The sequence below is a fragment of the Niveispirillum sp. KHB5.9 genome (assembly GCF_048066115.1).
Classification (GTDB): domain Bacteria; phylum Pseudomonadota; class Alphaproteobacteria; order Azospirillales; family Azospirillaceae; genus Niveispirillum.
The window spans coordinates 845052-858493 of the sequence record NZ_JBLTYX010000001.1 but is presented as its reverse complement, the minus strand read 5'-3'; the positions used below and the strand labels follow the sequence as shown (position 1 = coordinate 858493).

13 protein-coding genes are annotated in these 13442 nt (G+C 65.0%); 4 read left to right on the top strand and 9 right to left on the bottom strand.

Going from position 1 to position 13442, the window contains the following annotated elements:
• Positions 1-28: 28 nt before the first annotated feature.
• The 7 genes from ACM9HJ_RS03420 to ACM9HJ_RS03390 all read right to left on the bottom strand — a co-directional run bounded on the left by ACM9HJ_RS03420 (position 29) and on the right by ACM9HJ_RS03390 (position 6138).
• Complete coding sequence (locus ACM9HJ_RS03420) at positions 29-1225, bottom strand: acyl-CoA dehydrogenase family protein (protein ID WP_416570278.1); 1197 nt, start codon at positions 1223-1225, stop codon at positions 29-31.
• A gap of 19 nt (positions 1226-1244) precedes the next feature.
• The gene (locus tag ACM9HJ_RS03415; RefSeq protein WP_416570277.1) at positions 1245-1766 is read right to left on the bottom strand and encodes a MaoC family dehydratase; all 522 of its coding nucleotides are present in this window, start codon (positions 1764-1766) and stop codon (positions 1245-1247) included.
• A gap of 19 nt (positions 1767-1785) precedes the next feature.
• Complete coding sequence (locus ACM9HJ_RS03410; protein ID WP_416570276.1) at positions 1786-2604, bottom strand: HpcH/HpaI aldolase/citrate lyase family protein; 819 nt, start codon at positions 2602-2604, stop codon at positions 1786-1788.
• A gap of 310 nt (positions 2605-2914) precedes the next feature.
• Positions 2915-3877 (bottom strand): alpha/beta hydrolase fold domain-containing protein, encoded by a 963-nt coding sequence (locus ACM9HJ_RS03405; protein ID WP_416570275.1) that lies wholly within the window; start codon positions 3875-3877, stop codon positions 2915-2917.
• 31 nt (positions 3878-3908) lie between these two features.
• Positions 3909-4793, bottom strand: coding sequence for a polysaccharide deacetylase family protein (locus ACM9HJ_RS03400; protein WP_416570274.1), 885 nt, complete (start codon positions 4791-4793; stop codon positions 3909-3911).
• 185 nt (positions 4794-4978) lie between these two features.
• Complete coding sequence (locus ACM9HJ_RS03395; protein ID WP_416570273.1) at positions 4979-5815, bottom strand: SDR family NAD(P)-dependent oxidoreductase; 837 nt, start codon at positions 5813-5815, stop codon at positions 4979-4981.
• 11 nt (positions 5816-5826) lie between these two features.
• Positions 5827-6138 (bottom strand): hypothetical protein, encoded by a 312-nt coding sequence (locus ACM9HJ_RS03390; protein WP_416570272.1) that lies wholly within the window; start codon positions 6136-6138, stop codon positions 5827-5829.
• A gap of 115 nt (positions 6139-6253) precedes the next feature.
• Between ACM9HJ_RS03390 and ACM9HJ_RS03385 the strand changes: the two genes are divergently transcribed.
• The gene (locus tag ACM9HJ_RS03385) at positions 6254-7276 is read left to right on the top strand and encodes an NADP-dependent oxidoreductase (RefSeq protein WP_416570271.1); all 1023 of its coding nucleotides are present in this window, start codon (positions 6254-6256) and stop codon (positions 7274-7276) included.
• A gap of 8 nt (positions 7277-7284) precedes the next feature.
• Positions 7285-7689: a YciI family protein gene (locus tag ACM9HJ_RS03380; protein WP_416570270.1), complete on the top strand. Its 405-nt coding sequence runs from the start codon at positions 7285-7287 to the stop codon at positions 7687-7689.
• A 183-nt stretch (positions 7690-7872) separates the two neighbouring features.
• Here the strand turns inward: ACM9HJ_RS03380 and ACM9HJ_RS03375 are convergent, their stop codons facing one another.
• On the bottom strand, positions 7873-8718 hold the full coding sequence (locus ACM9HJ_RS03375; protein WP_416570269.1) for a helix-turn-helix domain-containing protein: 846 nt from the start codon (positions 8716-8718) through the stop codon (positions 7873-7875).
• Between the two features lie 355 nt (positions 8719-9073).
• Between ACM9HJ_RS03375 and ACM9HJ_RS03370 the strand changes: the two genes are divergently transcribed.
• Together ACM9HJ_RS03370 and ACM9HJ_RS03365 are read left to right on the top strand one after the other, a co-directional pair.
• Positions 9074-10222, top strand: a complete 1149-nt coding sequence (locus ACM9HJ_RS03370; RefSeq protein WP_416570268.1) for an FAD-dependent monooxygenase — start codon at positions 9074-9076, stop codon at positions 10220-10222.
• Positions 10223-10353: 131 nt separating this feature from the next.
• Complete coding sequence (locus ACM9HJ_RS03365) at positions 10354-11868, top strand: aldehyde dehydrogenase family protein (protein ID WP_416570267.1); 1515 nt, start codon at positions 10354-10356, stop codon at positions 11866-11868.
• 248 nt (positions 11869-12116) lie between these two features.
• On the opposite strand, the gene ACM9HJ_RS03360 is transcribed toward ACM9HJ_RS03365, so the two are convergent.
• Entirely contained in the window at positions 12117-13196 is a 1080-nt protein-coding gene (locus ACM9HJ_RS03360; RefSeq protein ID WP_416570266.1) for a DUF3089 domain-containing protein, read from the bottom strand.
• Positions 13197-13442 lie beyond the last annotated feature (246 nt).

Here is a 13442-nt window from a genome sequence, read left to right as displayed (position 1 = left end):
CGGGGGTGGGGAATAGTTTATCGGGCACTCACACTGGGTTCCGCGCAACCATTTGCTTGGCGATGATGATGCGCTGCATCTCGTTGGTGCCCTCGCCGATGCACATCAAGGGCGCGTCGCGGTACAGGCGCTCGATGGGATATTCCTTGGAATAGCCATAGCCGCCGAAGATGCGCATGGCCTCCAGCGTCACCTCGACCCCCGTTTCCGACGCGAAATACTTGGCCATGCCGGCTTCCATATCGCAGCGGTCGCCACGGTCGTAAGCGGCGGCCGCATCCTGGACCAGCAGTTCGGCGGCGCGCACCTTGGTGGCCATCTCGCCCAGCTTCAACTGGATGGCCTGATGCTCGGCGATGGGCTTGCCGAAGGTTCGCCGCGTCTGGGCATAGGCCACGCTTTCCTTCAGCGCCCGCCGCGCGATGCCGACGGCGCGGGATGCGACATTGATGCGGCCCAGTTCCAGCCCGCCGACCGCCATCAGGAAGCCCTTGCCCTCGATCCCGCCCACCAGATGGCGCTCGGCGTCCAACTCGTAATCCTCGAAGATCAGCTCGGCACTGTCGATGCCCTTATAGCCCATCTTCTCCAGCTTCTTGCCGGTGCGGAAGCCTTCGTACCGCCGGCCATTGTCGGGATCGACCTTGGGCGCGATCAGCATCGACATGCCCTTGTGGCGCGGCTGGGCATCCGGGTCGGTCTTGACCAGCAGGGCCACGGCCCCGCCCTCGATCCCGTTGGAGATCCAGGTCTTGGTGCCGTTGACGATGAAGGTGCCGCGATCGGTGCGGGTGGCGCGGGTGCGGATGGCCTGCAAATCGGTGCCGGCATCGGCCTCCGTCAGGCCCAGCCCGCCGCGGATTTCACCGGCGCAGAACTTGGGCAGCCAATATTCCTTCTGGGCCTGGGTCCCGAACTTCTCCACCACCGTGGCCATCATGATATGGCTGTTGAAGATGCCGGTCAGCGACATCCAGGTCTCTGAAATCAGGGCGACGATGCGGGTATATGTCGATGCCGGCAGCCCCAGCCCGCCAAATTCCGGGCTGATGGTGGCGCCAAACAGGCCCAGTTCCTTCATCTGCTCGACCAGTTGGATCGGGTAGATGTCGTCATGTTCCAGCTTCTCCGCCACGGGGCGAACCTCGCGGGCCAGCCAGCGTTCGATGCTGTCCAGGATGGCGGCTTCATCGTCCGGGTGGATGCCGGGATGGGGCGTGCTCATGTCTGTGGCTCCGGATTGATCAGTAGTGCGCGACCCGGTCTTCCACGGCATGGCCACGGAAGGGGATCAGCATGTTGCGCTTGAACGAACAGACGGTGACGCCGTTCTGGTTCTTGCCGATGGTACGGATGGTGACGATGCCCTGGTTGGGCCGCTTTTCAGAGGCGCGCTTGGCCAGCACTTCGCTCTCGCCATAAAGCGTGTCGCCATGGAAGACGGGGGCGGAGAACTTCACCTCGTCCATGCCCAGATTGGCGATGGCCTTCTGCGACACGTCCGTCACGCTCATGCCGATCAGCAGCGCCAGCGTGTAGGGGCTGACCACCAGGTTCTGCTTGAACTCGCTGGCTTTCGCGAACTCGGTGTCGAAATGCATCGGATGGGTGTTCAGCGTCAGCAGCGTGAACAGGTGGTTGTCATATTCGGTGACGGTCTTGCCGGGCCGATGCTCATAGACGTCGCCGACATTGAAATCCTCGAAATAGCGGCCGAACGTCTCGCGATAGCGGTTCGGGGCGACTTCCTTCCAGTTCTGCACCATGTCCTCTTGTTCCTTGTCATCAACCGGCAGCGGCGGCGGCCAGCACGCGCCGGGCCGCCCGCACCACGGGTATCTCGATCAGCTTGCCATCCAGCAGGGCGACACCACCGCCCGCCGCCGCGAAGGCCTCCACCACGCGGCGGGCACGGGCAGTCTCGGCTTCGGTGGGTATGAAGACATCGTTCACCACCGCGACCTGCGACGGGTGGATGCAGGCCCGGCCGGTGAAGCCCAGCGCTCTGGCCCGCGCCGTGCCGGCCGCCAAGCTGTCGGCATCCGCCACATCGATATGCGGCACATCGAACAGGCCGACCCCGCCTTCCGCCGCTGCCGCGACCAGGGCTGAACGCGCGTAAAGCAACGGCTCCCACTCCAGCGCACAGCCCAGTTCCGCCGACAGGTCCACCGCCCCGAACAGCAGCGCGCGCACGCGCTTGGCCGTGGCGATGGATGCCGCGTTGCGCAAACCGGCCGCCGTTTCGATCAGCGGCACCAGCGCCACTTTCCGTTCCCCCAGCACCTCGTCCAGCAGGGCGAGGTCGGCCGGGTCCGTCAGCTTCGGCAGCATAAGGGCGGCCGGCGACTTCGGGGCGTTGAGCACGGCCAGCAGGTCGGCGAGGCCCGCTTGGCTGCGCACCGGATTGATGCGCAGCCACAGCCCATCGGGTGCGCCCCGTTCGGCGATGAAGGCAATCGCGGCGGCGCGGGCCGCGTCCTTGCCGGCAGGAGGGACGGAATCCTCCAGGTCGATGCAGACGATATCCGCCCCGGCGGCCAGCGCCTTGCCGAACCTTTCCGGCCGCGCCCCCGGCACGAACAGCAATGACCGCTCAGCCATGATCAACCCTGACAATTATTATGTCCGGACATAATCGGGGCTGTGTGGTCATTGTCAGCAACTGGATTGTGGTCTGACCACCAGGAGGATGGGGGCGCATTTGTCGCCGTTCGCACTTTCGTGCTTCCCCCGCGAAAGTTTCGGGCACATTCGCCGCCACTTTCTCCAACCGTCACCCCGGCGGAGGCCGGGGCCCAGATGACAAGCGCTTCGCTCTACGACCTGGGGCCCCGGCCTTCGCCGGGGTGACGGTGGATATTGATGAAACTCGATTTGCCCGCGCCTTCCCGGAGTGGTGTTCAAGTCACCCTTACGGCTTCAGCACCTCATCGAAGAAATCGACCGTGTCCTGCAGCGCCCTGACGTGGGTGGAGCGCATCAGTTCGACATCCTGCGCCATCCAGCCATGGTTGACGCCGGGATAGATCACCATGCGGGCGGGTGCCCCCACCGATTTCAGCTTGTCCAGCATCACCTTGGCCTGGATCGGCGGCACGGCCGCGTCCAACTCGCCATGCAGCAGCAGGAAGGGCGGGGTCTTGGCGTCGACATGGTTGATGGGGCCGACGGCCTTGATCTCTTCGACACAATCGGCCGCGTCCTTGCAGCCCAGGAAATCGTGGATCGGCTTGAAATCCTCCGGCGGGCGCGGCTTGTCGGTGACGGTGAAATCATAGATGCCGTACCAGGGCACGGCCACCTGCACGCAGTCGCCCTTTTCAACCGCCACCGACCGGTCGCAATCCACCGCCGCCATAGCGGTCAGGTGACCGCCGGCACTGTCGCCGAACACACCGATGCGCTTGGGATCGATGCCATAGGTTCCGGCATTGGCACGCAGCCAGCGGATAGCGGCGTCCACATCTTGGCTCTGGGCCGGGAAAATGGCTTCCCCCTTCAGCCGGTAATTGACGGCGGCCACGGCATAGCCGCGCGCCGCCAGATCGGCCAGGACGGCGGGGAAATCGGCAAACGCCGCCAGCCCGCGCGAATTGCCCACGGCCCAGCCGCCGCCATGGATATAGAGGATCAGCGGTCGGTCCTTGGCGCCTTGCTTGTGATAGATATCCAGCTTCAGCGCCCGATATCCGGGGATCGTGGCATAGGTCAGGTCCGGCACGGCCACGACACCGCCGGGGAAGGCGACCGGCTGCTTGGGCAGCTTGTCATCTTGGCTCCATCCCTTGCCCACCTCCGCCGTCACCGGCTTTCCGGCCTGGGCGGGAACGGACAGAAGCGCACAAAGGGCACCGCACAGCAGCAGTTTACGCATGGTCCTGACCTTTTCGGGTGGGGGAGGGGATTTACGCAGTCGGCGGCACCGCCGCCGCGAACGCCTGGGCGATATTGGCGCGGCTGGTGACCCAGACATCCGGGTGCCGCTTCACATGATCGAGAAAACCCTGGAAGGCGCCGATGCGGCCCGGACGGCCGATGATGCGCAGATGCAGGCCCAGGCTCATCATCCGCGCCCCTTCGGTCTGTGCCTCCTGGTACAGCCAATCGAAACTGTCGATGGCGTACTGCATCCAGTCGCGCGGGGTCAGGGATGGCGACAGCCAGAACTTCATGTCGTTGCTGTCGATGGCATAGGGCATGATGACCATCGGCTTGGTCGTGCCGTCGGACAGGGGGACGTGATCCCAGAAGGGGAAATCGTCCGAATAATCATCCATGTGATAGAGATAGCCCTCTTCCGCCAGGATACGGCGGGTGGCCTCGGTATGCAGGTAGCGCGACAGCCAGCCGACAGGCCGCGTGCCCGTGGTCTTTTCGATGGACTGCCAGCCGTCACGGATGAATTGCCGCTCCCGGTCTTCCTTCATCCAGAACTGGTGCGTCCAGCGATGGCCATGGCAGCAGACCTCATGACCCTGCGCCACGATCTCCGCCGCCAGATGCAGTGCCCGTTCCAGGGCGACGGATGCTGCGGTGAAGGTGGCCTCCACCCCATATTCCTTCAGCAGGCGCATGACGCGGGGGGCGCCGGCCTTGATGCCATACTGGTAGTTGCTCTCATTGCCATGGATGCGGATGGGCTTGGCCACATGCACCGACAGCTCGTCCACCGGCTCCGGCCCCTTGTCGCCGTCGCGGATATTCTGCTCCGCCCCTTCCTCGACATTGACGACGATGGACAAAGCCAGCTTCGACCCGTTGGGCCAGGTGAAATCGGCGGGTGCCGGCATGGGGACCTCTATGGGCAAGGAATGATGAAATCCAAACCCCGTCATCCCGGCGAAAGCCGGGACCCAGGGGCCAAGCGCCCGACCGTTCAGCCGCTTCGATCTAAGTTGCCGAGAGGTTTGTGCTTGTGGCCCCTGGGTCCCGGCTTTCGCCGGGATGACGGGGAGGGGGAGTGAGAATTGTCGGGTTAATGCGGCTCCTCGCCGCCCGACACGTTCATGCTTTCCGCGGTGATGTAGCGGGCATCGTCGGAACACAGGAACGCGACTGCACCGGCCGTATCCTCGGGCAATCCGGGACGGCCCAGCGGGATGCGGCCCTTCATGCCTTCCAGATAGGCTTCCAGCGACAGGCCCAGCTTCTGGCTGAAATATTCGTTCTGCCAGGTGCCCAGGCCGGTGGTGACATGGTTGGGACAGACATTGTTGACGGTGATCCGGTGACGCCCCAGCTCGATCGCGGTGGACCGGACCAGCCCGACCAGACCATGCTTGGAGGCACAATAGCCGGCGGCGAAGGGGAAGCCCGACTTGGCCGCCTGGCTGGCGATATTGATGATGCGCCCGCCCTTGGCCGTCGGCACCATCATCTCCGCCGCCGCCTTGATGCCGTTAAAGCAGCCGGTCAGGTTGACATCGATGACGGCCTGCCATTCGGCCGCTTCCAGTTCCAGAAGCGGCTTCATGATGTAGCCGATGCCGGCATTGTTGACCCAGAAATCCAGGCCGCCGAACGTCTCCACCGCAAACGCCGCCATGGCCCGCATCTGCGCCAGATCGCGCACGTCGCAGGTGAAGGTCTCCACCCGCGAACCGGTGTCGGCGGCGATGTCGGCGGCCAGGGCCTGCATTTCCGACAGGCCACCGATCATATTGTCGGGCGTGGCGGCGTCGGCCGACTTGCCGATATCCGACAGCACCACCGACGCGCCATCGGCGGCCAGCCGGCGGGCAATGGCCTCCCCCAACCCCTTGGCGCGCCCGGAACCGGTGACGACGGCGACCTTGCCAGCAAAGCGCTTCATCTCCGCCCCCGTCAGCCCAGCTTGTCGGTCAGGATGAAGGTGACGTCGGCCATGTCCTGGAACTGGGCGGCCACCTTCTGCATCGTTTCCGTGGCGATATCCCGACCGAACGCGTCCATGTCGGCCACATCGATGATCTCGATATATTGGTAGGGCGGGGGCGCCTCGCTGCCCATCGTGACCACGGTGCGGAACACTGCGAATTCCTTGATCGACGCCAGACCGTTCACGATGGGAAGGTCGGTGCTGCGGGCCCATTCCTCATAGGCGGCGCGGTCGATGCCGGGTTTCAGGTTGAACAGGGCGATGATGCGCGTGGCCATGCCGGAATTCCTCCGCCTGCGAATGATATGGAATGATGCTTGAATGGATTATTGATATATCATTATATCAATTGCAAGCGTCTTATTGCTGCTACCAACCTTAAGGATCTCTCCGATGAATCAGCGCATCGTGCTGGCCCGCGCCGTGGGTCTGTCCCCCGTGCTCGACGATTTCCGGCTGGAAGAGGCGGCGATGCCGGCCCCCGGCCCGGGACAGGTCCTGATCCGCGTCGACCATGTGTCTCTGGATCCTTATGTCGCCAGCGCGCTGCGCGGCCGGCATATGTCGGGCGGTGTCGCTATCGGCGGCGTCATCCCGGGTGAGGCGGTGGGCACGGTGATCGAAAGCCGGGCCGAGAGCCTGGTACCCGGCGACCGGGTGCTGTGCCGCGCCGGTTGGCAGAAATTCACCGTGGCCGATGCCGCCCCCATCGGCGTGGCCCAGGGCCCGTCCAGCCTGGCGGCGCAGAAGGTGGAACTGCCCGACGATATCTCGCCGACGCTGCTGCTGGGCATGCTGGGCATGCCGGGCCTCACCGCCTGGGCCGGCACCATTCGCGTGCTGAAGCCCATCGTCGGTGACACGTTCGTCGTGTCGGCGGCCACCGGGCCGGTGGGTTCCACGGCCGGGCAACTGGCCAAGCGCATGGGCGCCCGCGTCGTCGGCATCGCCGGCGGGCCGGAGAAATGCGCCTATGCCAGGGATGTGCTGGGCTTCGATGAATGCATCGACCATCGCGATCCGGATTGGGTGGCGGCCCTGGCCAAGGCCTGCCCGGCGGGGATCGACTGTTTTTATGACGGTGTTGGCGGGCGCATCCTGGAAGGGGTGCTGGGCCATCTGGCCCTGGGCGCCCGCGTCGTTCTGGTTGGCCTGATGGAACAGTACAAGGCGGCGGCCCCCTTGCCCGGTCCCAATGTCGTGCCGCTGATCAAGTTCCGCGCCACGATGGAGGGTCTGGTGGTCTTCGACCATTGGCCGGAGATGGACAATTTCCGCCGCCGCGTCATTCCACTGGTCCGCAACGGCCAGATGGTCGCACGCGAGGAGCGCCTGCCCGGCCTGGATGCCGCCCCCGCCGCGCTGGTCCGCCTGATGGCGGGCGGCAATTTCGGCAAGATGGTTCTGGATCTGTGAGGCCGATAATGAGCAGCAATCCTTGCCCCACCGTTCCCCGTATCGACAGCCCGACCTTCCTGGTGCTGGCTTATGACATTGCCGACACGGAAAAGGCCCTGGCACTGCGCGACCAGTTCATGGAAGGGCATCTGGGCCATATGGAGGCCAACTGGACCCGCTATGTCAGCGCCGGGCCGATGCGCACCCCCGACGGCAAGGGCTATCTGGGCTCCATGTTCCTGCTGAAGGCATCGGACCGGGCCGATGTGGATGCGCTGATGATCGGCGACCCCTATTTCCGCTCCGGTCTTTACGAGCGGGTGGAGGTGGTACCGGCGGTGGTTGCCATCGGTACCGCCATCGGCGGGCGTATCTGGGCGGGAGCCGATCAGTTGAAGGGTGCGCCGGCGACGAAGGTGGCCAAGGGTTGATTGACGGCACTTCAAATGGAAAGGGCGCGGTCTTGTCGGCCGCGCCCTTCTTCTTTACCCCGAATACCACCGGTCATAACCTATGGCCGATGGTACGGCGGCGACTGCCGCCGCACCGCACGTGCGGTGTCAAGCCAAGCCCACGGCGTGGGCGCCCGGCGCCTGAGGGCGCATAAATACCATTCAATGCTCCACGCGGCGTTCCAGGGTCCAGTCCCAGCGGCGGGTGGGCAACTGGTCCAGCGGTTCGGGCTGGACGGCACCCTTCCATTCCCCATAGGCCTCGCCGATCTCGCGCGCGGCTTCCTTCAGGTCGGGCAGGTAGCGGGATGCGAACACCGCCTCCGTCACCGCCTTGTCCATGAAGCGCATGCCGACGCAGCCCAGCATGGCGCTGCCATGGAAGACCGGCACGGCGGCCGTCGATTCCCCGCGATATTGGCGGATATTGATGGCGTAGCCGGCCTTGCGGACATTGCCCAGCATCTTCTCGATAATGTCGCGCTGGCGCCCGGCCCCTTCCATCTCCGCCCCGGAACCGAGTGCGATATCCAGCAGGGCGGCGCGCTGCGGCGCCGGGCTGAAGGCCAGATAGGTGCGGCCGGCGGCGGAGTTCAGGATCGGCACGCGCACACCGGCATTGTAGCGCTCCAGCGCCAGCGGGCTCTGCTTGTCGGTGGTGTACCGCACCAGCATGTTGCTGCCCTGGTTGGTGCTGATCGATACCGGCCAGACCAGCTTCTGGCCCAGCTGGCCCAGCAGCGGCTGCGCCACCTCCCCGATCCAGGCCTCGTCGTCGTACCCGTCCGACAGGCCGCGGACCAGCACCGTCAGGCGGTAGCGGTCGTCCGACCCGTCGCGGACGGCGTATCCGGCCGAACACAGGGTCTCCAGCACCCGGTAGGCCGTGGTGCGCGGCAGGTCGATGGCGTTGGCCACGTCCGTCACCGTTACGCCGTTGCGGCTGTTCAGCACCTGCAGAACATCCAGCACCCGCAGCATCGCCCGAACCGGCTTGATCTTGTCCATTACCCGAACCTCCTGACGCGCCAATTATCCACCGACCAAGTGATCATGCCGGTGAACTAAAACTGTAACCGAAGAATATGGGCGTATGTCCACCTGTCGGATAAGGCCCGACGGATAGGGTGGCGCTTTGGCGGATTTGCTGGGGTTTTCGGGGCATGGTCCGGACATGGATATCCGCTGACCGGATAGAACGGCCGCAAATGCCCGCTAGGCTTACATTTTTGCCCAGTATGCGCTCGTCCGCCGTGTGGACAAGCGGATGAGGCTGCCTATCCCTGCGGCACTTTCGCGCCGCCTAATCGCTGCGACACCGATGATGGGTTCGGTGCTCAGCGAATCGAAGGCTTCAATGCCCATGAGCAAAGCAAGAATAACGGTGGTCGGGGGCGGCATCGGCGGGTTCACGGCGGCGATCGCGCTGCTGCGCCAGGGTTTCGCCGTCACGCTGCTGGAAGCCGCCCCCGCCTTCGCCGAGGTCGGGGCCGGGGTGACCCTGTCGCCCAACGCCATGAAGGGCTATGTGCATCTGGGCTTGGCGGAGCGGATTGCCGCCGCCGGGGTGGAGCCGGCCCGCCAGCGTATCCAGCATTGGCAGGATGGGCGCCTGATCCGCGCCATCGACCGTTCCGACATGCGCACCCGCTATGGTGCCCCCTACGTCTATATCCACCGCGCCGACCTGCACGCCATCCTGGTGGATGCGGCGACAGAGGCCGGCGGCGCGCTGCTGACCGATGCCGGCGTGGTGGCGGTGGAGGGCACGACCGCCATCCTGCATGACGGACGCCGGGTGGAAGGTGATCTGGTGATCGGCGCCGACGGGCTGAAATCCGTGGTCCGCCAGCTGTTCGAGCCGGAAGCAGCACACTTCACCGGCCATATCGTCTGGCGCGCCCTGGCTCCGGTCACCCCGGCACTGGCCGATCTGGCGGAATGGCCCGGCATGCATATCGGCCCCGGCCGTATGGTCGTGCGCTATCCGGTGCGCGGGTCGCAGATCCTGAACATGGTGTTCTTCGCCCGCCAGGATGGCTGGACCCAGGATGGTTGGACCATTCCGGCGGAACGCAGCGACCTGGAAACCACCTTCCAGGGCTGGGCGCCGGAAGTGCAGTCGATGATCGCCGCCGCACCGGAAGGCCGGCTGTACAAATGGGCGATCAATGCCCGCAAGCCGCTATCCACCTGGATCATCGAGGACAAGGTGGCGCTGCTGGGCGATGCGGCCCACGCCATGACGCCCTTCATGGGCCAGGGGGCGGCGTGTGCCATCGAGGATGCCATCGTCCTGTCGCGGGCCCTTGCCGACAGTGGCAGCGCCGGCGCGGCGTTGAAACGCTATGTCGCCGCCCGGCATGAACGGGCGACCTTCATCCAGCAGGAAAGCAACGCCAACGCCGACCGTTTGCAGGCCGCCAATACCGAACTGTTCGGGTTGGAGGGTTTGCGCAACGAGGATACGTTGGGCCTGCTGGATTACGATTGCCGCACCGTTCCTGTCTGATACCCTCGACCCGGGCCAAAGGCCCGGGTCGAGGTAGGCCGGCGACTGCCGGCCCGCTGCACATGCAGCGTAAGCCAAGCCACCGGACGGCGGCGCCCGGCGCCTGAGGGCGTATGAAATAACGGATCGATATGTCCCGTGAAGCCACGCCGTTCGACGGCCATTCCGTCTCCGCCGCCACGCGGTCCTTCCTGTCCGAACGCCATGGGCTGCTGATCGGCGGGCAATGGCGTCCGTCGCTGTCGGGCGCCACCCTGGACAGTCACGATCCGGCCACGGAACTGCATCTGGCGACGGTGGCGTCGGGCGGTGCGGCGGATATCGACATGGCCGTCACGGCAGCCCACCGTGCCTTCACCGGCCCCTGGTCGCGGCTGAAGGCGCGGGAGCGGGCCGGGCTGCTGGTCCGGCTGGCGCGGCTGCTGGAACGCGACGCGGAGATGTTCACGGAGCTGGAGATTCTGGACAATGGCATGCCGCGCTTCATCGCCGGCCTGACCGTTTCCAACTGCGTGGAGATGTTCGACTATTACGCCAGTGCCATCCTGCGCATCGAAGGGGTGACCACCACCCCGCCGCCGCATGTGACGGCCGATGCCGAGGCGCTGACCTATACGTTGCGCGAGCCGGTGGGCGTGGTCGGGCTGATCGTGCCCTGGAACGTGCCCGTCTCCACCCTGACCCTGAAGCTGGCCCCGGCGTTGGCCGCCGGTTGCACGGTGGTGGTGAAGCCGGCGGAGGAGACGCCCTTGTCGGCCATCGCCCTGGGCCGGCTGATCCAGGAGGCGGGGTTCCCCGACGGCGTGGTCAATATCGTCAATGGTCCGGGCGAGAGTGCGGGGGCGGCCCTGTCCACCCACGCCCTGATCGACAAGATCAGCTTCACCGGATCGACGGAGGTCGGCCGCAAGATCGTGCAGGCGGCGGCGGGCAATCTGAAGAAAGTGTCGCTGGAACTGGGTGGCAAGTCGCCCGTGGTGGTGATGCCCGATGCCGATCTGGAACTGGCCGGGTCGGGCGTGTCCATGGCCACCTTCTTCTTGCAGGGCCAGAACTGCATGGCCGGCACCCGCATCTTTGCCCATGCGTCCATCCATGACGAGCTGGTGGCGCGGCTGGAGGCCTTCACCGGCTTCTTCACCCTGGGCCATGGCCTGGACCCGGCCAACAATTTCGGACCGCTGATCGGCGGCGCGCATGCGGGCCGCGTGCTGGGCCATGTGGACCGGGCGCTGAACGATGGTGCCACGCTGGTCACCGGTGGGGCAAAACTGGACCGCCCCGGCCATTTCGTGCCGCCCACCATCCTGACCGATGTCCGCACCGACATGGCCGTGTTCCGGGACGAGATTTTCGGCCCCGTGATGGCCATCCACCGGTTCGAGACGGAGGACCTGGAACAGATCGCCGCCATGGCCAATGACAGTGTCTACGGCCTGTCGGGCAGCGTGTGGACGCGCAGCCTGTCGACGGCCCACAAGCTGGTGTCGCGCATCCGGTCGGGCCAGGTGTCGATCAACTGCCATGGCGCCATCGCCACCAACATCCCCTTCGGCGGCTACAAACAATCGGGCTGGGGGCGGGAGTTCGGTCGCGAGGGGCTGGACGCGTATCTGGAGACGAAGGCGGTGACGGCGCGGTTGTGAATAAGGCTTAACTTTCAAAGCGATGAAAGCGATTGCAGCGATAAGGGCGATAAAAGGAAAAGAGGAACTGTTATTGAGATGAATGGGATGAACAGGATAAATGGGATGAGAACAGGGATTTTCGACGGGGCTTTGCCCTGTCAATCATTTCTATCCTGTTCATCCTCCTTATCCCATTCATCCCAATGACAGTTCCCTTTTTATCGCCCTTATCGCTTTCATCGCTTTGAAAGTTAAGCTCTTTCCCCTCACCGCCCCGCCGCCAGGAATGCCTTCATCCGCACCGTCACGTTGGCCCGGATGTCGGCATAGAACAGCCCGTAATCGTGGTAGTGCAAAATCCCGCCGGGCAGCGGCTTCAGGCCCAGCGTGGGATCGGCATCCACCACCAGGAACCCCTTCTCGCACCGCGCCGCGACGGACTTGGCCACAGTCGGCAGCATTACGCCTTCGCCGAGATCGCCGGGCACGGCCCCCAGGCTCAACCTCGCTGCAGCCACCGGCCGGTCGCGGTCAAAGGTCAGCGGGTTGACGCAGACCGGTTCCTGACCCGGAACATCGCCGTAAAGCCCGACGAAGCGCTGGGCATTGGCCTTGCCCATCAGGGCCAGGTCGGTCTCCGGTGTCACGGCGTTCCAGGCGATGACGCAGCCGGTGTCGGCAGGCTTGGCGCAGATCGACAGGGTCTTGTAGGTGCGGGGGAAATCGCCCTCCGACAGGTTCACGCCCACCACATAGGCCGCCACCATCCGGCGCTGCAAAGACGAGGCGTCGATCCGGTCCTTCAGCAGCCGCATCAGATGCGATGCCCCCTGGCTGTGACCGGCCAGGATGAAGGGCCGGCCGGCATTGTCGCGCTTCAGGTACAGGTCGAAGGCGCGCAGCACGTCGGTATAGGCCAGGTCGAACGCCTTCTGCCCGTCGCCGGCCATGTTGGTGAAGGCCAGCCGCGTCGCCTGGCGGTAACGGGGCGCATAGATGCGGCAACAGCCGTTGAACAATCCGGCCTGTCGGGCGATGACGCTGGCATCGGTCCAGTCATTGACTGCGCCATCGGCCAGATCCTGGTTCCAGCGGCTGGTGGACCGGTCGGTGGTCGGGTGGATGTAGAAGACATCCACTTCCGGTGCGGATGCCACCTCGCCCTGGTTGGCGGGGACGGCACTGCTGGCGCCCGGCTTCCATGCGGTGGCCGCCCAACTATCCATGCGACCGTAATCAGGGGCCGGCGATGGGGTCTGGCTGGCAAAGGGCGGCGGCGGATCGGCCGCCAGGGCCGTTGTGGCCAGCAGGCCCAGGGACAACAGACAGGACAACACGCGCTTCATCTCGGCCCCCGGATTATTGGATTGCCCATCCTATCAGGCATTTGCCCGAGGTCGCGGCGCGACGCCGTTGCCGTAACCACCCTATGGACAGCGCCCCTCTATCCGTCAGGTGGACAGTGCAGGCGGGGAGGTTGAGGAAAGTTCGGCAAAAGAATTAGCTGACCGGGCTGGCAAATTCCGGCTAGCAGGCTGATCGGGAAATGGCCCGCAGGTCCAAAAGAATGACCACGGCGACCCCTGAAAAAA